Origin of the sequence: Myxococcus xanthus, assembly GCF_006402735.1 — a bacterium.
GTDB classification, from domain to species: Bacteria; Myxococcota; Myxococcia; order Myxococcales; family Myxococcaceae; genus Myxococcus; species Myxococcus xanthus_A.
The window spans coordinates 3,353,164-3,373,867 of the sequence record NZ_CP017174.1 but is presented as its reverse complement, the minus strand read 5'-3'; the positions used below and the strand labels follow the sequence as shown (position 1 = coordinate 3,373,867).

The window sequence follows — 20,704 nt, the reverse complement described above, 5'->3', positions numbered from 1 at the left end:
ACGGTGGCGAAGCTAGGCACCTACTTCAGGGTGGGCAACCGGCCATGCGTGGGTAACCCCGAGCCCAGGGGTGGGTGGGTGTCCGGTATCAAATCTTCGGAATGCGCAATGTCTTGCTGATCATCGCGCTTCCGCTCGCCACGTACATCAGCGCCAACGGGTGCAGCACCAACGGTCCCAGGCGCCACTCACCGCCCCACAGGTCCGGACCGATGCGCCCCGCCCACGTCGCCGCGGCCATCACCATCACCAGCGCCAGGCTGGTGGGGATGGGGGTGCCCTCGAAGTACTTCACCTTCCCCGTCTCGTCCGACAGGTCCGCCGACGTGACGTTGAAGCGCGCCAGCCGGCTGATGCCACACGCCACGAAGTAGAGGAGCGCCGCCACGTCCAGGGAGCCGCGCATCCCCACCGCGAAGGCCAGCGCCGCCGGCGCCATGCCGAAGGAGATGACGTCCGCCAGTGAGTCCAGGTCCGCGCCCAGAGGCGACTTCTTGAAGCGCCAGCGCGCGATGCGCCCGTCCATGACGTCCATCACCAGCGCCACCGGCATCAGGCCGAAGGCCACCCACAGCCAGCCCACGTCCCCGGAAGCCAGGTACTGCATGGAGGAGAGGATGGCGCCCGCACCCGCGAAGCCGTTGCCCAGCGTCACGAAGTCAGCGAGCACGAACGTGCGAATCATCGAGAAGTGACGGCGCGGGCGGCGGGCACGGGACGGCTCGGTCGACATATGCGCGATTTCCTACCACACCCCTCCCGCTCGGCCGGTAGCTCGTTCTTGCCACACTGCGTTGTGCCCGGCGGTGTGAGAAATCATTCCAGTTTCAGAAACATTTTGACGGTGTGATCAGCCACTCCTTACGCTCGACGACTGTCATGCACCCCAAATTTCCCTCGCCCCTCCGGCGCGGTGTGCTCCGGCGTACGCGGAGCACCCGCTGGCAGTTCTCCCTTCTCGCAGGCATGGGCCTGCTGTTCAGTTCCGCCTGTGGTGACGACGACGACGGCACGCCTCCGGCCCCGACGCCCACCTACGAAGCCACCATCCGCCGCACCGCCCACGGCGTCCCCCACATCACCGGAAAGGACATGGGCAGCGTGGCGTACGGCAATGGCTATGCCTTCGCCCAGGACCACGTCTGTATCCTCGCGGATCAGATCCTCAAGGTGCGCGGTGAGCGCGCCCGCTTCCTGGGCATGGGCCCCGGCAGCACCTACGCGGGCAGCGACTTCGCCTACCGCTCGCTGGGCCTCCACGCGCGCGCCACGGAGCGCATCAGCACGCAGCCCGCCACCCTCCAGGCCATGCTCAAGGGCTACGCGGCCGGCTTCAACCGCTACATCGAGGAGACGCCCAAGGATCAGCTCCCCGCGCCCTGCACCGGCGCCAAGTGGGTGCGACCCATCTCCGAGGTGGACCTGCTGGCCTACGCCTACAGCGTGGCGCTGACGGGCAGCAGCTACCAGGTCGCCCTCGCCCTCGCCGCGGCCACGCCGCCCGACGTGACGGCGACCACCCTCGGCACGCCGGACCGCGACCACGTCAAGGTCCAGCGGCCCGAACTGCACCAGGTGGGCAGCAACGGCTGGGCCATTGGCCGCGACCGCTCCGCCACCGGCCACGGCATGGTGGTGGCCAACCCGCACTTCCCCTGGGAAGGCGAGCTCAAGCTGTGGGAGAGCCACCTCACCGTCCCCGGTGAGCTGGACATCTACGGCGTGGGCCTTCTGGGCGTGCCCGCGGTCCTCATCGGCTTCAACAACGACGTGGCCTGGACGCACACCTTCTCCTCCGGCCAGCGCATGACGCTGTACGGGCTGCGCCTGGTGCCGGGCAAGCCGACCTCGTACTACTACGACAACGAAGAGCGGGAGATGACCTGGAAGGACATCACCATCCTGGTCCTGCTCGACAACGGCACGCTCGTCAACGTCACCCGCCGCATGTACAGCAGCCACTACGGCCCCATCATCTCCATCCCCGGCACCGCGGAGTGGACCGAGCAGTCCGTGCTCACCTACCGCGACGCCAACCTGGAGAACGACACCCTGCTGGCGCAGTTCCTGGGCATGAACCAGGCCCGCAGCCTGGATGAGTTCAAGGCCGTCTACGCGCGCGAGCAGGGCATCCCCTGGGTCAACACCATGGCGGCCGACCGCGCGGGCAACACCTGGTACACGGATGCCACGCCCACGCCGAACCTGTCGCCCGTGGCCCTGGCCACCTGGAACGCCGCCCGCCAGGGCGCGGACCTGGCCACCACCGCCATCTGGCAGCAGATGGGCCTGGTGCTGCTCGACGGCAGCAACAGCCAGAACGAGTGGCAGGACGAGGCCGGCGCCCGCAGCCCGGGCCTGGTCCCCTTCAGCAAGGTGCCCAAGCTGGACCGCACCGACTTCGTCTTCAACGCCAATGACAGCTACTGGCTGACCAACCCCGACGAGCCGCTCAAGGGCTTCTCGCCCCTGCACGGCCTGGAGAACGTGCCCCAGTCGCCGCGCACGCGCCTCAACGCCGTCATGCTCACCGAGCAGGTCGAAGGTGGCGCGTCCGGCGCGGACGGCCTCTTCACCCGCACCGAGCTGCAGGACGCCATCCTCAACAACCGCGGCATGATCGCCGAGCTGCTCATCGACGACGTGGTGGCCCGCTGCACCGGCCACACGATGGTGCCCTACGGCACGGGCACCGTGGACATCAGCCAGGCGTGCTCGCTGATTGCCCAGTGGGACCGTCGCTATGACGTGGACAGCGTGGGCGCCATCGTGTGGCGCGAGTTCGCGGGCACGTTCACCATGAGCGAGCTGCAGGCGAGCCCGGCGCTGTACGCCACGCCCTTCGACCCGGCCAACCCCATCGCCACGCCCCACACGCTGGCGCCCGCGCCCGCCCAGGGCACCGACCCCGTCCTGACGAAGCTGGCCCAGGCCGTGACCACGCTGACGCGCGCGGGCCTGGCGCTGGACCTCCCGCTGGGCGAGGCGCAGTTCACCCCCCGCGTGAGCGGCGAGCGCATCCCCATCCACGGCGGCGGCAACTACGACGGCGCGGCGAACATCGTCAGCTTCGGAACGCTGAAGTCCACCACGCCCAACGCCGAGGTGGGCACCGCCACGCGGACCGTGGTCAACGGACGCACGGCCCTGGCCAACGGCGGTTACGTCATCAACAACGGCAGCAGCTTCATCATGGCCATGGAGTTCACGCCCACCGGCGTGCAGGCCAGCGCCCTGCTGACCTACAGCGAGTCCAGCAACCCGGCCTCGCCGTACTACGCGGACCAGACGCGGCTGTTCTCCCAGAAGCAGTGGCGGCCCATCCTCTTCACCGCCGAGGAAATCGCCGCCGCGCCGGCCGAGCAGATCACCCTCACCGGCAACTGACGTCCCCGCCGGCCCCCGATTCGTCGGGGGCCGGACACCTCGCGGCCCGGCGGGGCAACGTCGGGCCGCGGATGTCCGCCCTCCAGTCTGATTCCGTCTGCTCCAGGGACGCGCGCCAATGGGTGCGCAGACCGCCAGGCGCCGCCGTTCGTTCCTGGCGAAGGGGCACCGGGATTTCCCGGTGGAATCACCGCGGCAGCAGCAGGGGGACATCATGGCCACATCCGTCTACAAGACCGCCATCATCGGCAGAGTGTTCTTCCTCCGCTGGGAGGCACCACCCAGTCAGGAAGAAATCCACACCGTCTTCCAGCAGATGAAGGGCGCGCACGAGCAACTTCAACACCCGCTCGTCCTCGTCGCCAGCCTTTCACCGAAGTCCTCCGTGCCCAATTCGGAGCAGCGGCGCAACCTGTCCACCTTCCATTCGGACGCGCGCCCGCTCTTCACGGAGATTCACGCCATCGTCGAAGGCAATGACCTGCAATACAACCTGCAGCGGGTCATCATCTCCGGCATCAACCTGGTGACGCGCACCTTCGACGAGGCCTTCCACCGCGTGCACAAGCACGCCGACCTCGTCGCCCCCTACCTGGGCAAGAGCCTGGGCGTGGACGGCGTGAAGGTCATCGAGGAGGCCCGGGCGCGCGGCGTGGTGTGAGCGCGGCCCGTCCTTCCGTACAGCGACGTCAGCTCGCGGCCGGGGCACCTTCGGCCCGCGACGCCGGGTCCACCCGCCGCGACAGGGCCGGCGCGGCGGTCCCCCGGACGAAGCTGTGGTCGAAGAAGTCCACATAGAGGTACTCCGGCCACGACACCATGGACCGGGGGCCCCGCATCACCGCGCGCGTCAACTCCGTCACCATCATCCCCGCCGCGCTCGTCGCGCCCACCACGCAGGTGGGTGCGTGGCCCCGGCCCTGGTAGCACGCGTCCATGTACTCGCGGAGCATGTAGCTTCCCAGGTGGGGGATGATGGCCGGCAGGTCGATGCGCCCATCCGGCAGGATGTAGAGCGTTTCGTACAGCGGCGCGTCCGGCTGGAAGACGTGCAGCGCCGCGCCGAAGCCCAACATCAGCCCCGTCATCACCGGCACGCCACGCTGGCGGCAGGCGCGGTGGAGCACCTGCTTCTCATGCGCCCCCGCGATGTCGATGACCTCCACCACGTAATCCACCGGGCCCAGCACACCGCCCCCGCCAAGCACGTCCTCCACGTTGGCCGCGGTGATGCCCTCCGGCACTTCCCGCAGCCGCAAGGCCGGGTGGATGTCCCGGCACATCCGCCCCACCACCTCCACCTTGGAGCGGCCCAACGTGCTTTCGAAGCAGCCCACCTGCCGGTTCATGTTGTGGCGCTCGTAGACGTCGAAGTCCGCCAGCGTCACGCCGCCGAACCCCAGCCGCGCCAGGTCCACCGCGCACTGGCCTCCCGCGCCGCCCACGCCCGCCACCAACACATGCGTGCGTGACAGTTTGTACAGCGTCTCCGCATCCACCACGCCCAGATTGCGCTGGAACCGCTGCTCGAACATGGGCCGCCTCACGTTGAAGTCTGGCTTTCATGTGCCCCCCACCCAGGAGGGTGGCGAGAGCCCCACGGGCGCGTGTGTTCAGCACCCCTCCCACGTCACCTGGTGCCGTTCGGACCCCGTCAGTCCGCCCGTACTGGAGAGCTAATCGGCTCTTGCCCGTTCTGGTCGCCTGTGGTCATTTGCGCGCGCTCGTCACCCACGCCTCTCAATCCCTGCCGGGTTCCTCGTGACGCCCGGGAAGCCGCACCGGTGATGCGCGGGCTTCAGCGGTGAAGCACGCGCCGAAGTACCCCACCTAGCAGGGGATGTCAGAGGTTCGATCCACAGTGGCATTCACCCATGAAGCCCCTGCCTGGAGAACACTCCAGGAGTTACAGGGGTTTAATGATTGGCGTGAATTCTGCTCGGGGGGCGACACGTCAGGGGCGTCATGGGCCGGCGGTGACTCGACTCCCCCGAACCTCTTCAGCCGATCCGAGGTCTGTATGCGTTCCGTGTTCTTCCTCTGCGTCTCGTTGGCATGTCTGTCGTTGGCTCGAACCGCCGAAGCGGCCCCTTCTGATGACATGCGACACGCTGTCTCACAGGCCGCGGCGCTCCAGGGCGTGGCGCTGGCGGGTGGCGCGCCGCTCAGCGCCGCGCTCCTGGGTTCCAGCAACCTGGGAGGCAGTGAGCGGGTGGCGCTGTTCGGCGACGTGGCCCACTACCGCTACCGCCTGCAAGTGGGGCCGTCGCAGCAGGACGTCGTCACCCTGCACCGGGTGGTGCGGGAGGACTGGGCGTGGCGGCCGGCGCGTGCGACGCGCGCGGTGTTCATGGTGCACGGCGACGGGTGGGGTTTCGAGGCCGCGTTCCTCTCCAGCGTCGGCTCCGCGTTCGTGCCGCCGGAGCAGTCCATCGCCGCGTACCTGGCGAAGGAGGGCGTGGACGTGTGGGGCATCGACCTGCGGTGGGCGGGCGTGCCGCAGAACACGCAGGATTTTCGCTTCATGAAGAACTGGACGCTGGAAACGCACGCGGCCGACGTGGGCGTGGCGCTGGGCGTGGCGAAACTGCTGCGGCTGGCGGGCGGCAACTTCCTGGGCACCATGCACCTGCTGGGCTGGAGCCGGGGCGCGGTGGTGGGCTACGCGTACCTCAACCGCGAGGCCCAGCGACCGCGCGCGCTGCGCCAGGTGGACGGCTTCATCCCCATGGACATGGCCGTGCGCTTTTCTCCGCGGGACGCGCAGCAGCAGGCGTGGGCGTGTGAGCGCCATGAGGCGCTGAGCAATGCCCGCCAGGAGGGCCAGCTGGAGGGTGGCCTGCTCGGGCCGGCGCCGGGCATCATGCTGCAGGCCATTGGCCAGCTCGCCGCGGTGCAGCCGGCCGCGCCGTCGCCGCTGGTGCAGGACGACATCTTCGGGCCGGGCACGGGCCGGCCCTCGAACCGCAAGCTGGCCCTGGTCGCGGCGGGCGCGACGAGCGTGCTCTTCGCGCCGCTGCAGCCGATTGTCCCGGCCTACCACCTGATGGGCAGCACGCCGGACACCATGGGCCTGCCGGGGCAGCTGTCCTTCACCCGCGAGGGCTACCTCTTCGAGTTCGGCCAGCGCGCCGCCCCGTACCAGAGCATCAACGAGGTGGTGGAGACGGAGGCGTGGGCCTGCGGGAAGAACGTGCCCTACGACGACCGCCTGCGTGACGTGAAGGTGCCGGTTCTGTACGTGGGCGCCGCGGGCGGTGTGGGCCGCTACGGCGAGCACAGCGTCACGCTGCTGGGCAGCCGGGACGTCACCTTGCTCAACATCAGCACGCTGCCGGAGACCGCGCGCGCCCTGGACTACGGGCACGCGGACCTGTTCCTGGCGGACGACGCGCGCGTGCGCGTCTGGAAGCCCATGCTCCAGTGGATTCGCACCCACTGAGGCGCAAGGCCTAGCTGTCTTCCTTCCACAAGCCGTGGCGCCGGACCCGCCGGCCCAGCGTCACCGGGTCCATCCCCAGCGCCACGGCCGCGCGCCGCAGCACCCCGCCGTGGCGCTCCAGGGCCTCGCGGATGAACTCCCGCTCCACCCGCTCCAGCCGCGCGCGCAGCGAGCCATCCCCACCCGGCTCGTTGCGCAGGGCCAGGGTGGAGCCCAGCACCGGCGGCAGCAGCCGCCGCGACACCACCTCACCCGGGCGGGAGAGCAGCACCGAGCGCTCCATGACGTTGCGCAGCTCGCGCACGTTGCCCGGCCAGGCGTAGGCCCGCAACGCGTCCACCGCGTCCGGCGCGATGCCACTGGCCGAGCGGCGCAAGGTGCGGTTGAACAGCTCCAGGAAGTAGAGCGCCAGCTCCGGAACGTCCTCCGGCCTGTCCCGCAGCGGGGGGATGTCCACGGTGAAGCTGTTGAGCCGGTAGAAGAGGTCCGCGCGGAAGCGGCCGGCGCGCACTTCCTCGCCCAGGTCCTTGTTGCTGGCGGCCACCACGCGCACGTCCACGTGGCGCACCTGGGTGCCGCCCACCGGACGCACGTCCCCCGTCTCCAGCACGCGGAGGAGCTTGGCCTGGAGGTTGGCGGTGGTGTTCTCGATTTCGTCCAGGAAGATGGTGCCGCCGTTGGCGAGCACGAAGAGCCCGGGGTGGTCCGCCACCGCGCCCGTGAAGGAGCCCTTCACGTGGCCGAAGAGCTCGCTCTCCAGCAGCGTCTCCGACAGCGCGCCGCAGTCCTGCACCACGAGCGGCACGTCCCCCCGGCCACTGAGCCGGTGGAGGATGCGCGCCAGCACCTCCTTGCCCGTGCCCGTCTCGCCCTGGAGCAGCACGGCCACGCGGTGGGGCGCCACCAGCCGCACCAGCTCCATCACCCGCTGCATGGCGGCGCTGCGGAAGCCCACCTCGTCCCCGCCGCGTCCACCGGGGGCGGGCGGCAGATCCTGCGACAACGCGCGCTCCCGGAGCAGGCTGCGCTCCAGCTCCAGCGCCATGCGCCACTGCTCGGTGCGCACGCCGTGCTCGCGCCCCGCTTGAAGCACCGCATGGTGCAGGGCCTCCCGCGTGGGTGACGGCCCGAGCGCGCGGAAGATGCGCCCGGCGTTGAAGAGGGCCACCAGCCGCTCCGGCGCTGCCGGCGCGCAGTAGACGATTCGCGACGCCAGGTCACTGGGCGGTCCCGCGCCGGAAGGGTCCGCGTCCGCGCGGCGGGCGGCCAGGGACTCCACCAGGGCCAGGGCCTGCTCTTCGTCCTGACCGCACACCACCAGGCACGCCGCGTCCCCGCGCGTCACCAGCGCGTGGGCGTCCGACGGGCTGGAGGCGAAGTGGAGCTTGGCCACCCCTTCCAGCGCGGTCGTCACCGCGCGCGCCTCCTGCTCGGTGGCGAAGGCCACCACCACCTGGAGGTGCGACGAGGCGAGGTAGCGCGCCAGCTTCACGCCGTCCGCTTCCTCGAAGGCGCGGAAGCTCACGCCCATGGCCGCCACCGCGCCGGACGCGTCGTGACGCCAGCGCACCACGCCGCGCACGCGGATGTGCTCACCGGAGTCCGGAAGGGAGAACGACAGCTCCACGTCCTCGCCCTCACGCGGCCCTTCGGACGGCGTGTGCGGCGTGGCGATGAGCCCGATGCCCGTCTCACTGATGTTGACGGCCCAGCACCCATGGAGCGCGGGCTGCGTCACCACCTTCACGTACAACGGCTTGCGTTCGCTTCGAGGGGCGTAGGCGGACACAGGCCGCGTCATGACCACCACAGTCTACTTGAGGGATGAAGCGACGTTGACAATTTGCGACGCGAGAAGATTCGCCAGCCATCACTCGACCTGGATGTAGGTACAGGTCATGAACGGCCGGGCGGCGGAAGGTATCAACAAGCAAACAAGCCCGTCTCGCGGCATGAGACACGTCCTCGCGCTCCCCATGCCCCGCCGCTGCTGGCATGCTGGAGCCGTCTTCATGGCCATCGCAGCAGGCACATCCAGCTCCGGCCCGACGCTCCGGATTGCCCAGCGAGTCCCCCGCACGGAAGCGGAGGGCCCTGGTGTGCGCTACGCCCTCTGGGTCCAGGGCTGCCCCCTGCGCTGCCCGGGGTGCTGCAACCCGGAGATGTTCGCGACCGAGCGCGGCACCGTGGAGACGGTGGAGGCACTGGCCCAGGACATCCTGGCCACGCCCGGTATCGAGGGACTCACCCTGCTGGGCGGCGAGCCCTTCTCCCAGCCCGGTCCCGCCGCGGCGCTGTGCGAGCGCGTCCGCGCCGCCGGGCTGAGCATCATGGTCTTCACCGGCCACACGCTCGCGGAGCTGCGGGCCCAGGCGCGGGACGACGTGGACCGGCTCCTCGCGACGGCGGACCTGCTGGTGGACGGCCGCTTCGAGAAGGACCAGCCGGAGACGGCGCGGCGGTGGATTGGCTCGCGCAACCAGGTGATGCACTTCCTCACCGGCCGCTACTCTCAGTACGACGCGTGCTTCACCGCCCCGAACACGGCGGAGGTGCACTTCGTCGGCGGCAAGCTCGTCATCAACGGCTGGCCCGCGCTCGCCGACCGGCTCCGTCCATGATTCGCGTCGCTCCGTCCGAGCTCGAGCTGCTCACGCTCGCCCGCGCCATCATCGGCCTGGGGCAGTACGCGCCCGTGGAGGACTTGCTCCGCAACCGGCACGCCGTCCCAGCGAAGTTCAGTCCCGGCGCGATGCACGTCCTGCGGGACACGCTCGCCAAGGGCAGTGTGATGGCGCTCGCCCGATGCGGCGGCTGGCGCCAGCAGCTCACGGTGCGCGACGGGCAGGCACGCGCCGGCCGGCTCTGGGAGCGGCATGCTCCGCCCCCCCTGCGCTTCTCCCCCCTCACCTTCCACGTCCTGAAGTGGCTGCTGGAACAGCCCCTGACGAAACACGGGGCCATGCCGCTGGAGGTGGACGGAACACCCACGCTCGCCGACGAACTCTTCCTCTATCTCTGCTGCCGTCTGGTGGCGGGCACCCCCTGTGCGCCGGCCCTGGGTGCACAGCACCTCTTCCGCCGCTCCGCCCTCTGCTGGATGGGCTTCCCGGAGCAGTTCGGGACGCAGCGTCCGGAGTTCGATGCCGCCGCCTTCGCGCCACTGCTGGCGGACGGCGCGTGGCTGCTGGAGGCGCTGCGGCTGGAGCTCGTGCAGCGTTGGCGTGGGTTGGAGGAGTCCAAGCGTCACATCGCGTCTCCCGAGGAGGCCCTGGCCCTGGGCACCGCGCAGGAGGCCGTGCTGGCCGCGTTCCTCGACGCGGTGGATGGCGCGGGCCGAAGGGACCTCGCGGGCTTCCTCCTCGAAGCGGCGCGCCCGTTGCTGGAGCAGCCCGCCACGCGCTGGGTGGAGGGGCTGTCTTCCTCGGCGACGTTGTCCTCGCGGGCCGAGGCGGCGCGTGCCGCCGCCGCCTTCCTGCGCGCGCTGGGGCGGCTGTCGCGCTGGGACGCGGAGCACCGCGCAGTGCGCTTCTTCGACGATGACTACGACGCCGCCCAGCACCTGCTGTCCGAATGGAACGCCTTCGGTGAAGCAGGCTTCCGCCGCGCCGAGGACCACGCCCGGCAGCTGACCACCGCCCTCACCAGCGCCAGCGGCGCCTCCGCCCCACCTCCACCTTCCTCCGATGGGAGCGCTTCATGAGCCGCGCCTACCGAGTCTCTGTCTCCGAATCCCTCAACCGCGTGGTCCAGGCCGAGGACGGCCTCTGCTCCAAGCTGGAGCTGCTCCCGCTCCTGTCGCGTGAGGAGCTGGCCGGGTTGCTCGCGGCCGAGCTGGCGAACCGGGGCTTCACGCAAGAGGGCGACGTGGCCCTGCGCACCGAGGCGGATGGCGTCCGCATCGCCATCGACGTCACCACCGGTGACGTCAGCGTCACCCTCAGCGGCGAGCAGGAGGTGGAGCTGAAAGCGCGCGGCGAGCTGGCCGTGGAGAGTCCTCACGAGGTGGAGCAGGCGAAGCTGCGGGCCCAGGACCTGGCGCGCGCGCGGCTGGAGGACGCGGCGGACGTCGCCACGGACAAGCTGCGACAGCAGGTCACCCAGAAGCTCGAAGGCCGGCTGAAAGACCTCAAGTCGGAGCTGGATTCCATCTCCAACAAGGTGACGGCGGAGGCGCTCAAGGTGCGCGCCGGGCAGCTCGGCACCATCGAGGAGGTCCACGAGGACGCTGCGACGGGGTCGCTCACCATCAAGGTGCGAGTATGAGTCAGCGCATCCCCGAGGAGTCACTGCCCACGGAGCTGTCGCCCTTCGCCGCCGTCGAGGCCGCCTACCCCGCCGAGCTGAACCGTGTCTGTGAGGCGCTGCTGCGCGGGCTGCCCGTCATGGTGGAGGCGGACAAGGAGCTGACGCCCTACTTCTACAAGTGCCTGCGAGACAGGCTGAAGAAGGACGGCAAGCAGTTCCTCTACCTGGACGGCCGCACCGCGCAGGAGCCTCCACCGGGCATGCCCGCGCCCAGCATGATGGCCACGCTCATCGCGCAGCTCCGGGACGCGGTGCGTGGCGCGGTGCGCGAGCGCATCGTCGTGCTGCCCCACCTGGACCTGCTCACCACCAGCAGCGGCGGGCTCACCAGCGAGGCACGCGAGGTCATCCCCCTGCTGTACGAAAACCCGGAGATGGTCTGGGTCGGCTTCAAGGACCCGTCCTTCGCCGTGCCGCGCGTCATCGAGAACCTCTTCCCCCACAAGGAGAGCATCCTCGGCGTGGGGCGCGACCGGCTGCGCTACCTCATCACCCAGCGCGAGTGCCGCAAGTTCGGAAGGGGCCTGCAGCCCTACGCGCTCTACAAGCACGTCTCCGGCGTCAACGCCGTGCGGCTACGTCGCCTGCTGGGCGCCATCACCGGCGAGGACTACCCCGCCAACCCGAAGCCCGCATATGCGCAGCTGCGCTCGGCCACGCTCACCGGTTCTCTCAGCGTGCCGGAGCTGGAGCTGCACGCGGACATCGGCGGCTACGCCAAGGTGAAGCAGCGGCTCCAACAGGAGATTCTGGACGTCCTGGCGCACAAGGACACGTTGAGCGACCCGGAGGCGGTGAAGCGCGTGGAGGCGCTGCTGCCGCGCGGAATGATTTTCTGGGGCCCTCCCGGCACCGGCAAGACGCTCTTCGCCAAGGCCATGGCCTCGTCGCTGGGCGCGGCCGTCCAGGTGGTGAGCGGCCCCGAACTCAAGAGCCGCTGGGTGGGCGAGAGCGAGGAGAACCTCCGGCAGATCTTCGTCCGCGCCCGGCAGGCGGCGCCTAGCATCATCGTCTTCGACGAATTGGACTCCTTCGCGTCGGCGCGTGGCACGTACACGGGCTCGGGCGTGGAGCACTCCATGGTGAACCAGCTCCTCACGGAGATGGACGGTTTCCGCAAGGAGGAGCTGGTGTTCGTGGTGGGCACCACCAACTTCGTGGAGTCCCTGGACCCCGCGCTGCTGCGCCCCGGCCGCTTCGAATTTCAGCTCTGCATCCCCTACCCCAACAGCGCGGACCGGCGCGCCATCCTGTCCATCTACAACCAGAAGCTGGGCCTGGAGATGACGGAGCGCGCGCTGGACTACGCGGTGAAGCGCACGGGAGACCGGGTGGAAGGCACCGGGACACGCTTTTCCGGCGACCACATCCAGGCGCTGTGCCGGGCACTCGCGCGGCGGCGACTGCGTGAGGGTGCCCAGGGCCCCACCGAGGCGGTGGACGTGGAACGCGCCCTCACGGAGTTCCTGGACCGGCCGGAGCTCACGCCCACGGAGGAGCGCGTGGTGGCCACACACGAGGCGGGGCACGCGGTGTGCGCGCTCTTCTGTGAGCACGCGCCGGCCATCGACCGCATCAGCATCCGGGGTGACCTGGCGGGCTCGCTGGGGCACGTGCAGTACGCGGACCCGGCGCACCGGTACGTCGTCACGCGAGGCCAGCTGCTGGACAGCATCTGCATGCTCTTCGGCGGCAGGGAGGCGGAGGCGCTGCTCCTGGATGACCTCTCCCTGGGCAGCGCACACGACCTGGAGCGCGCCACGGAGATTGCGCGCGAGCTGGTGGAGGACCTGGGCATGGGTGGAGACGGAGTGCCCGTGCGGCGCTTCGATGCCCCGGGACGGCAGGCGGACCGGCATGCCCTGTCCGACGCGACGCGAAGCACGCTGGAGGCCGCGATACAGGAAGTCCTGGCCGTCCAACGGGCCCGGGCCCGCGATATCCTCCAGCGCGAGAAGGAGCGGGTCGTAGCCCTGAGAGATTTGCTCATCGAACGCAAGGTGTTGGACCGCGAGGCCTTCACCCATCTGGTGCCCGCGCCCGTGGCGCCGAAGAAGGAGCCCGCGCTTGGCTAGCCTCATCCTCCGCCTCCAGGTGGACCCGGCGACGGGCCGCAAGGACGTCATCATCCAGTACGAGAGCGACGCGGACGCCCTGCCCATGGAGCACGAGGACGAGCACCGGCGGCTCGTGGACTCGCTCATCCAGGGCGGCACGCTGAAAGCCTCCGAACTGGGCCGCGTCATCGTCCAGCGCGACACGCCGTCGGGCAAGGCGGCCGAGCCCACCTCCACCGCCGAGGAAACATCCGAAAAGGCCAGCCAGAAGGCTTGATGTCCATGCTCGTCTTCACCAGTGAGGAAGCGCTCCATCTGGCGCTGACCTCCGGACTCATCCCCGCCGAAGTCCAGGCCGCTCCCGCCCGCTACCACCGGACGCCCGACGGCACGCTTCACGTCCTGCCGGAGGTGATGCCCGCGAAGGAGGTGCTCGCGCACCTCGCGTCCCTGGGCGTGCAGGTGACGCGGAGCCGCGCGAAGGAGGCCACGCCGGTCCTCTGCTGGGCGGAGCTGGTGACGGCGCGGCGCGTGCCGCTGGAGAGCGCACCGACCGGCCCGGTGCTGTTCCTGCCCCCGAGCGCCGATGCACTCCTCCCCTTGGCGGGCGAGATGCTGCGCCTGGGGTGCGACCGGCAGGAGGTGTGCTTCGCCCAATCCTCGGGGGAAAGCGGACAGCGCGCCTTGCTGCGCGCGATGGCACCGCCCTACTTCACCCTCACCAGCGCGCTGGACGCCGCGGGCCCGCTGCGTGCCTTCGTCCCCGCTGTCCCAGGGCAACACTCCGTCTGGGTCGAGGTGGGCTACACGCATCCAGTCGCGCGCACGCTGCAAGCGCCCGCGGGGACGTTGCTGCTCGTCCGCGGCGAAGGCCACTGGCTGACCGCGCCGGACGGCCCGTGGACGGACCTGTACCAACACACCGACCTGCGGCTCCCAGCCCCGGGCGAGGACTGGACGCCTGCGCCCACCCCGGGCCGGCTGACGGTGCCGCTGCGCCTCACGCGAGCCGCACGTACGGAACCCGCGAGCCTCTGGGTGCTGCGCGAGAATGCGCTCGCCCAAGTGGAGTCCCTGGTCCACACCGTGCCGGAGCCGCTGCTCGCGCAGCTTCGCTTCGCCGTCACCGGACCACCGGAGGCGCCGTGCATCGTGCTCCGTGCCCGAGCGGGCCGGGAACGGCCCCCGGAGCTGGGCCTGTCGGGAATGGCGTACGCGCCGCTGCCTCAGCTCGCGGACCTCTTCCTCCCGTGTGACGGGCTGCTCGAGCCCCCCGTGAGAAGGGACCGCCTGCGCGCGCTGCTCGTGCCCCAGGCCGATACCGTGACGTGGCTCCACCCTACCGGGGGCGGAGGCTTCCGCGCGGAGCGGCTGCCGGAGTCCGCGTTCCAGCCGCTCGACACGTGGGTGGACTACGTCGTGGATACCAACGCCGACGCACTCATGCCGTGGGTCCGGAGCGCCAGCTTCGACTTCGCCGCCTTCGAGGCCGCGGAGGGTGAGTGGCAGAGCGCAGCCCGCGCGATGCAATCGGACGAAGAGGAGGACCGGAGCCCGCGAGGCACGCGCCGTAGCCGCCGTGAAGTGCCGGCGCCACCCGTGACGCCCGCGAGCCCGCCCCCCATTGTCGCGGTCCGCGTCGCCCAACCCGTGCCCACCGGAGTCCGCCTGGCGCCGCTCACGCCCGCGCAATCCAGCGCGGTGGAAGAGGAGCTGAGTTCGCTGGAGAAGTCGTTCCTGGCCCTGGAGGTGCCCGCCGATTCGCCCCAGCGGCAGGAGCTCTGGACTCGCATGGCGGAGCTGAACGGACGGCTGGGCCGCAAGCGCGACGCGAGCCTGTGCTGGACGCGCGCGCTGTGGTCCGCGTCCGACACCGAGGCCACCGAGCTTGCACGGCGCTGGTCCGACTCAGAGAACGACGGAGGCGCCTCCCCCGCCGAACGGATGGCGGCACCCGCGCCCACGGGCGATGATGTGCGCGGCATCGCCAGCAGCCTGGTACGCGCGGTGCGGGTCCAGGAGGCGCCCGTGCCTGTCGACGTGGCGGCACTTCAGCGGTGGCTGGACCGGCATGACGCGGAGCTCGACGTCCGAGCGCTCTGGCTCGCCCGGACGGCGCTCGACACACTGGCAGGCGGAGATGCGCTCGGACTGGCACGCGCGGGTGACCGGGTGCTGGAGATGCTCCAGCGGGGCCTGTCCCTCGCGAGAGACGTGCCGCGCTTCCTGCGAGGTGGCACCGATTCGGCGCATGTGCCTCGGGTGGTGGCGCAGCTTGAAGCGATGCTGGAGCGTTTCGAGAACACGCCCCGCCGCCGCTCGTCCATCGAAGCGGCGCCCGCTCTCACGCTGGCCTATGTCCGCTACGTCTTCGCCGTGGGACTCGCACGACTCGGGCAGGCGGACCGTGCCCGCACGTTGGCGTCCGCGGCGGCGGAGGCGGTCGATGCGAAGGAAGCCATCCACGGCTTCCTCTCCCGAGCGTACGGCGCGCGCGTGGCACAGGCCCTGGAAGGCCAGCCACCCGAGACACCGCTGCCCTCCGACATCGCCGCCGAACTGAATGCCCTGGGTACCTTCCAGCGGTACAAGGTGGACCGGCTGAGGCAGGCCTCTGCGCTGTTGGAGCCCAGCGAGCGGCTCGACCCCGCGAGGGCCTTCGGGCGCGGCGCGAGGGACTTGCGCGGAGAGGAGTTCGCCGCCCTCCGCGACTTGAAGGACCCGGCGCAAGTGGCCGCGCAGGTGGAGGCCCTGACGGGCCGGGCCTCCGATGCGACGCTGCCCGCCGAGGAACGGCGGCGGCTCATCGGAGGACTGCTGGATACGCTTCCCCGCGTCGCTCCGGCGCGTGCGCTTCCACTCCTGAACCGGCTCGTCTCATCGATGGAGGCGCTTCCCGGTGAAGCCCAGGCCGTGATGATGGGGGATGCCCTGACGCTGGCGGCCCTCTTCGGCCGCGCGGACCACGCGATGACGCTGGCGGCACGGCTGCGCAAGGTGCTCACGGCGCTGGCTCCCACGTCGCCCGCCTGGGGTCAGGGCATCCTGGGTGTGAGCCTGCGTGGCCTGCGCCGGGTGGGACTGTCTCGCGAAGCCGCCGAGTTGGTGGACGCGGCGCAAGAACGCCTGACGGGACCCAAGACACCGCTGACGGCGCGACTCGGCGTGGCGGCGGGCCTGTCCATGCAGGGGCGCACGGCCGAGGCCGTCGACGTGTTCGACGCCGCCTTCGAGTCACTGGGGGCGGCGAAGGGCGGACTCCCGGAGCGACTGGCGCTGATGCGCAGCCTCGCGAGCGCGCTGGCGCATGCCCCCGTGGAGTTGGCGCTTCCAGGTCTGGCGCGCATCTCGGAAGGGCTGCCGATCATCACGGACAGCTACAACACCAACAGCCACTTCTGCCTCTCCGTGGTGGAGCTGGCGGACGCGCTGGTGCAGGGCCACGTGGAGGTGGCGCAAGGCACCGGAGAACGCGCGCGAAGCTGGCTGGATGAAGACGAATTCCTGGTGCGACGGCGCATCCATCGGGAGCTGGAGGAGCGCACATGAGCAGTCTTCCCGCCATCTCCGAGCTGACGTTCGACACGCTCTCCCAGGAAGCCCACGGCCTGCGTGAGCGCCTCAACCGTTTCCGCCTGGCGCTGGGCCGTCACTTCGTGGGCAAGCAGACGCTGGTGGACCTGATGACAGTGGCGGCGGTAGCACAGGAGCCGCTGCTGCTGGTGGGCCCACCGGGCACGGCCAAGTCGGACCTCGTCCTCAAGTTCCGGGACGCGCTGCGCATCCCCAACGAGGATTACTTCGAGTACCTCCTGACGCGCTTCACCGAGCCGTCGGAGGTGCTGGGCCCCATCGACATCAACCTGCTGCGCCAGGGTCGCTACATCCGGCGAGAGGGCGGCAAGCTGCCCACGGCGCGGCTGGTGTTCCTCGACGAGGTCTTCAAGGCCAGCTCCGCCATCCTCAACGCGCTGCTCACCGTCATCAACGAGCGTAAGTTCTACCAGGACGGCGCGCCGCAACCGGTGAAGCTGAAGGTGCTCTTCGCCGCCACCAACGAGCTGCCCGAGCACGCCGAGTTGGGCGCGCTGAAGGACCGCTTCTGCCTCAAGGCCGCGTGCCGTCCGGTGCAGGACCGCTACTTCCTGGAGCTGCTGGACTCCGGCCTGGATTCGCAGACGCACCGGGAGATGAACCAGAAGCCCTGGGCGGAAGGACACGCCACGCTGGACGACGTGCTCAAGGCCCACCGCTACCTGACGCTGATGATGGGAAAGCGCGAGACCGGCCCGGACGGCCGAGAGCTGCGCGACCGCGACCTGTTCTTCCGCGATGACTTGCTGCGCGAGTTCCGCCGCGTGGTGCAGACGCTGACGCGAGAGGACGGCGTGTTCATCAGCGACCGCAAGCTGGTGAAGCTCTACCGCTTGCTGCGGACGCGGGCGTGGATCTTCCACGGCGGCGCGGTGGAGCGGCAGGACCTCCAGCTCCTCTCGTACCTGGGCGAGACGCGGGAAGAAATCGACCTGCTGGAGGAGAAGGTGCCCCGGCTGCTGGGCCTCTCGTGAGTCGCGGATGAGCACGGAGCTGAGAAGCCCCCAGGATACGGAGCGCTGGCTGTGCGCGGGGCTGTGCCTGATACGGCACGAGGACCTCACGGCCGACGCGTTGACCTCGGCCGTGCCGTGGCTCCTCGCCACGCTCGCGGAGTCACCCGCCCTGCCCCCACCTGCCCTGATCGCGGACCTCGGCCGGCTCGTCGCGGGAGTTCCACTCGCGCCCTCCGCGCCCGTTCCCGACACACAGCCTCGGCTGCGCGCGGCGGTGCGCGCGTATGACGACCACGTGCTGGCGCGCCTGGCCGCGGAGCCCCACCTCGAGGCGGTCTCCGCCGCCCTCGCACGGTTGCCCGAGACGCTCCGGCCGCGAGGTGTCGCCTTCCTCGTCGCGCGCATCCTGACGCGCATGGGCTTCACCGCGGGGAGCCCGGTGAGCCCCGCCCTGGCCCGGCGCGTCCTGGAGCGTCCGCCCACGGAGTTGCTCCAGGCGGGCTACACGGCCCTGCGCGAGTCAGGAACCAGCACCGCGCTGGACCGGCTCACGGAAGGCTACGAAGCCCTGGCGAGCGCGGCCCGGCGCGCCCATGCCCTGCTCGGCGACGCGGAGTCCTTCACCCTGGAGAACCTGGAACACCTCCAGGGCAAGGCCCAGCGGATGGCACTGGAGCAGGCCGTGGAGGCGGCGGAGGCCCTGTCGCGAACCCTGCCGCCCAAGCTCCGCGCCCGCCCGGTGAGCACCGCGCCGCTCCCCATGGTGTTGGAGGACGAAGCCGCCTTCCCACAAGGTGGATTCTCCTCCGTGTCCAACGTGGGCAGCCTGGAGAACCTCGTCACCTCCGAGCTGGTCTACATGGAGGACGAGCCCAACCTCGACCTCTTCGACGTGCGCTATGTGGAGGGCGAACTCCTCTACTACACGCGCGACGAGAGCATCTCCGTCCGCCGCCGGCGCGACATCACCTTCGTCCTGCCGCCGGACCTCGTGGATGCGCGCGTGAAGGACGCGGGGGTCCGCTGGCAGCGTGTCGTGGTCTCGATGGGACTGCTGCTCTGCCTCGTGCGGCGGCTTTCCCTCTGGCTGGGCAGCGAGGAACTCACCTTCCGCGCCGTCTTCCTGCACGCCCATGACGGCTCGGCGCCCCTGGAGGCTGAACGTGGCCTCTGCGAGCTGCTGCTGCGCGAGTGGCGCGCCCGTGGCACGGCGGAGGTCCTCACCGCCGCCACGCTCGACGAGGTCCAGACGGATGCGGAAGAGCGTGCGAAGCGCGCGCGGGTGGACCTGGTGCTCCTCGACACAAGCAGTCAAGTCGAGAGGATGTTCCATCCCGGCGCCTCCCGCGTCGAACGGCACGTGCTCGACCTCAGCGGCCCCTCCCCTCGCGTGCGAACCATCCGTGACAAGCGAGAAGACCTGGATTCTCGAAATCCGGAGTCACCGATGAGCGCCGCCCTCACCAGCGCGCATTGGGAGGCGTGGGTGGGCGTAACGCTTGAGCTTGCGCAAGGGCTTCTCTAGCGTCCGGCTCACAACGCGCCCCACCCGGCGCAACGGACGAAGGACGGGCCATGCCGCGGTACGAGTTCAAGGAAGGCAGCTCCAGCAAGTTCTGGGAAATCAACCTCTCCGGCAACAGCTTCACCGCGCGATGGGGCCGCATCGGCACTGACGGCCAGGAGAAGACCCAGACCTTCGGCTCTCCCGACGAGGCCCAGAAGGAGCACGACAAGCTCGTCCGCGAGAAGGAGAAGAAGGGCTACGTCCTGGCCGGCAAGGGAGATGACGACGACTCCGAAGGCGGTGGCGGTGAAGAGCCCGCCTCCAACCCGGAGCTGGAGGCCGCCATCCTCAAGGACCCGGACAACGTGGACGCGTACCTCGTCTACAGCGACTGGCTCCAGGGCCAAGGCGACCCGCGCGGCGAGCTCATCGCCATCCAGCACGCGGCCTCCCAGGCCAGCGGCACGGAGGCCAGCGACCTGAAGCGCAAGGCCACCGCGCACATCAAGAAGTACCAGACGCTGCTGCTCGGCGAACTGGCCGCAGGGGTGAAGTCGGAGGAGCTGTCCCTGGAGTGGCACCTGGGATTCATCCGCTCCGCGCGCGTGGGCCAGAAGGAATACGACTCTGACTTCAACGTCCCGGAGACGGCCGGGACGCTGCTCAAGCACCCCTCGGCGCGCTTCATCCGCGGCCTCACCATCGGCATGGCGAGCTTCGACGGTGAGAACGAATACGGTGAGACCGTCCAGGCGCTCGTCGAGGCCGGGGGCTCGAAGACGATTCAGGAGCTCTTCATCGGTGACTTCGAGTACCCGGACGACACCGAGATTTCCTGGACGCACCTGACCGACATCTCCGGCCTGCTCAAGGTGCTGCCCGACCTGCGCAAGCTGCGGCTGCGCGGCGGTGAGTTGGAGCTGGGCGCCATCGACCTGCCCGAGCTGCGCGAGTTCACGGTGGAGACGGGCGGCCTGCCGCTGGCGGCCGTCAAGTCCATCGCCAACGCGAAGTGGCCGAAGCTGGAGCGCCTGGAGGTGTGGTTCGGCAGCGACAACTACGGCGCGGAGGGCGGCGTGGAGGACATCCAGCCCATCCTCGACGGCAAGGGCCTGCCGAACCTCAAGCAGTTGGGCCTGCGCAACTCCGAGTTCACGGACGCGCTCGCCCAGGCGCTGCCCACCGCGAAGGTGCTCCCGCAGTTGGAGACGCTGGACATCTCCATGGGCACCCTGTCCGACGAGGGCGCGCGCGCCTTGGCGGACAAGGCGGCGGCCTTCGCCCACCTCAAGCAGCTCGACGTCACGGAGAACACGCTGACGGACGAAGGCCAGTCGCTGCTGCCCAAGGCGATTCCCCACGCCAACGTGGGCAACCAGCGCGACTACGAAGAGGAGTACCGCTACTCCGCGGTGGGCGAGTAGCGTCGCAGCGCACTCCAGGGGGTCAAACC

General features: G+C 70.0%; 15 protein-coding genes. 12 read left to right on the top strand and 3 right to left on the bottom strand.

Annotated elements, in window-relative coordinates:
* Nucleotides 1–88: 88 nt before the first annotated feature.
* Nucleotides 89–733 carry a CDP-alcohol phosphatidyltransferase family protein gene (locus BHS09_RS14305; RefSeq protein WP_140790508.1) on the bottom strand — a complete coding sequence of 215 codons (645 nt, stop codon included), beginning with the start codon at nucleotides 731–733 and terminating at the stop codon, nucleotides 89–91.
* Nucleotides 734–879: 146 nt separating this feature from the next.
* Between BHS09_RS14305 and BHS09_RS14300 the strand changes: the two genes are divergently transcribed.
* Nucleotides 880–3,387 (top strand): penicillin acylase family protein, encoded by a 2,508-nt coding sequence (locus BHS09_RS14300; RefSeq protein WP_140798144.1) that lies wholly within the window; start codon nucleotides 880–882, stop codon nucleotides 3,385–3,387.
* 214 nt (nucleotides 3,388–3,601) lie between these two features.
* A complete protein-coding gene (locus BHS09_RS14295; RefSeq protein ID WP_011552966.1) occupies nucleotides 3,602–4,048 on the top strand; it encodes a hypothetical protein in 447 nt (148 codons plus the stop codon).
* A 28-nt stretch (nucleotides 4,049–4,076) separates the two neighbouring features.
* On the opposite strand, the gene BHS09_RS14290 is transcribed toward BHS09_RS14295, so the two are convergent.
* A complete protein-coding gene (locus BHS09_RS14290) occupies nucleotides 4,077–4,922 on the bottom strand; it encodes a ThiF family adenylyltransferase (RefSeq protein ID WP_140790504.1) in 846 nt (281 codons plus the stop codon).
* Nucleotides 4,923–5,488: 566 nt separating this feature from the next.
* On the opposite strand from BHS09_RS14290, the gene BHS09_RS14285 reads away from it, so the two are divergent.
* The gene (locus tag BHS09_RS14285) at nucleotides 5,489–6,829 is read left to right on the top strand and encodes an alpha/beta fold hydrolase (RefSeq protein ID WP_237080357.1); all 1,341 of its coding nucleotides are present in this window, start codon (nucleotides 5,489–5,491) and stop codon (nucleotides 6,827–6,829) included.
* A 10-nt stretch (nucleotides 6,830–6,839) separates the two neighbouring features.
* Here BHS09_RS14285 and BHS09_RS14280 read toward each other — a convergent pair whose 3' ends face one another.
* Entirely contained in the window at nucleotides 6,840–8,630 is a 1,791-nt protein-coding gene (locus tag BHS09_RS14280; RefSeq protein WP_174260545.1) for a sigma 54-interacting transcriptional regulator, read from the bottom strand.
* A 211-nt stretch (nucleotides 8,631–8,841) separates the two neighbouring features.
* Here BHS09_RS14280 and BHS09_RS14275 point away from each other — a divergent pair, with 211 nt between their 5' ends.
* From BHS09_RS14275 to BHS09_RS14235, 9 genes are read left to right on the top strand one after another with little or no spacing between them, the layout of a single operon-like run.
* Complete coding sequence (locus BHS09_RS14275) at nucleotides 8,842–9,450, top strand: 4Fe-4S single cluster domain-containing protein (RefSeq protein ID WP_237078296.1); 609 nt, start codon at nucleotides 8,842–8,844, stop codon at nucleotides 9,448–9,450.
* Complete coding sequence (locus tag BHS09_RS14270; RefSeq protein ID WP_140798143.1) at nucleotides 9,447–10,532, top strand: hypothetical protein; 1,086 nt, start codon at nucleotides 9,447–9,449, stop codon at nucleotides 10,530–10,532. The genes BHS09_RS14275 and BHS09_RS14270 overlap by 4 nt, the downstream gene beginning before the upstream one ends.
* A complete protein-coding gene (locus BHS09_RS14265; protein WP_011552960.1) occupies nucleotides 10,529–11,095 on the top strand; it encodes a hypothetical protein in 567 nt (188 codons plus the stop codon). The genes BHS09_RS14270 and BHS09_RS14265 overlap by 4 nt, the downstream gene beginning before the upstream one ends.
* Nucleotides 11,092–13,212, top strand: coding sequence for an AAA family ATPase (locus BHS09_RS14260; protein ID WP_140798142.1), 2,121 nt, complete (start codon nucleotides 11,092–11,094; stop codon nucleotides 13,210–13,212). The genes BHS09_RS14265 and BHS09_RS14260 overlap by 4 nt, the downstream gene beginning before the upstream one ends.
* Nucleotides 13,205–13,471, top strand: a complete 267-nt coding sequence (locus BHS09_RS14255; RefSeq protein WP_140790496.1) for a hypothetical protein — start codon at nucleotides 13,205–13,207, stop codon at nucleotides 13,469–13,471. Before BHS09_RS14260 ends, BHS09_RS14255 begins: the two co-directional genes overlap by 8 nt.
* Nucleotides 13,471–16,743 (top strand): hypothetical protein, encoded by a 3,273-nt coding sequence (locus tag BHS09_RS14250; RefSeq protein WP_140798141.1) that lies wholly within the window; start codon nucleotides 13,471–13,473, stop codon nucleotides 16,741–16,743. Before BHS09_RS14255 ends, BHS09_RS14250 begins: the two co-directional genes overlap by 1 nt.
* Nucleotides 16,740–17,762, top strand: a complete 1,023-nt coding sequence (locus BHS09_RS14245; protein ID WP_140790493.1) for an AAA family ATPase — start codon at nucleotides 16,740–16,742, stop codon at nucleotides 17,760–17,762. Before BHS09_RS14250 ends, BHS09_RS14245 begins: the two co-directional genes overlap by 4 nt.
* 7 nt (nucleotides 17,763–17,769) lie before the next feature.
* Complete coding sequence (locus tag BHS09_RS14240) at nucleotides 17,770–19,269, top strand: hypothetical protein (protein WP_140798140.1); 1,500 nt, start codon at nucleotides 17,770–17,772, stop codon at nucleotides 19,267–19,269.
* A gap of 50 nt (nucleotides 19,270–19,319) precedes the next feature.
* Nucleotides 19,320–20,675 (top strand): WGR domain-containing protein, encoded by a 1,356-nt coding sequence (locus BHS09_RS14235; RefSeq protein WP_140798139.1) that lies wholly within the window; start codon nucleotides 19,320–19,322, stop codon nucleotides 20,673–20,675.
* The last annotated feature ends 29 nt before the right edge of the window (nucleotides 20,676–20,704 follow it).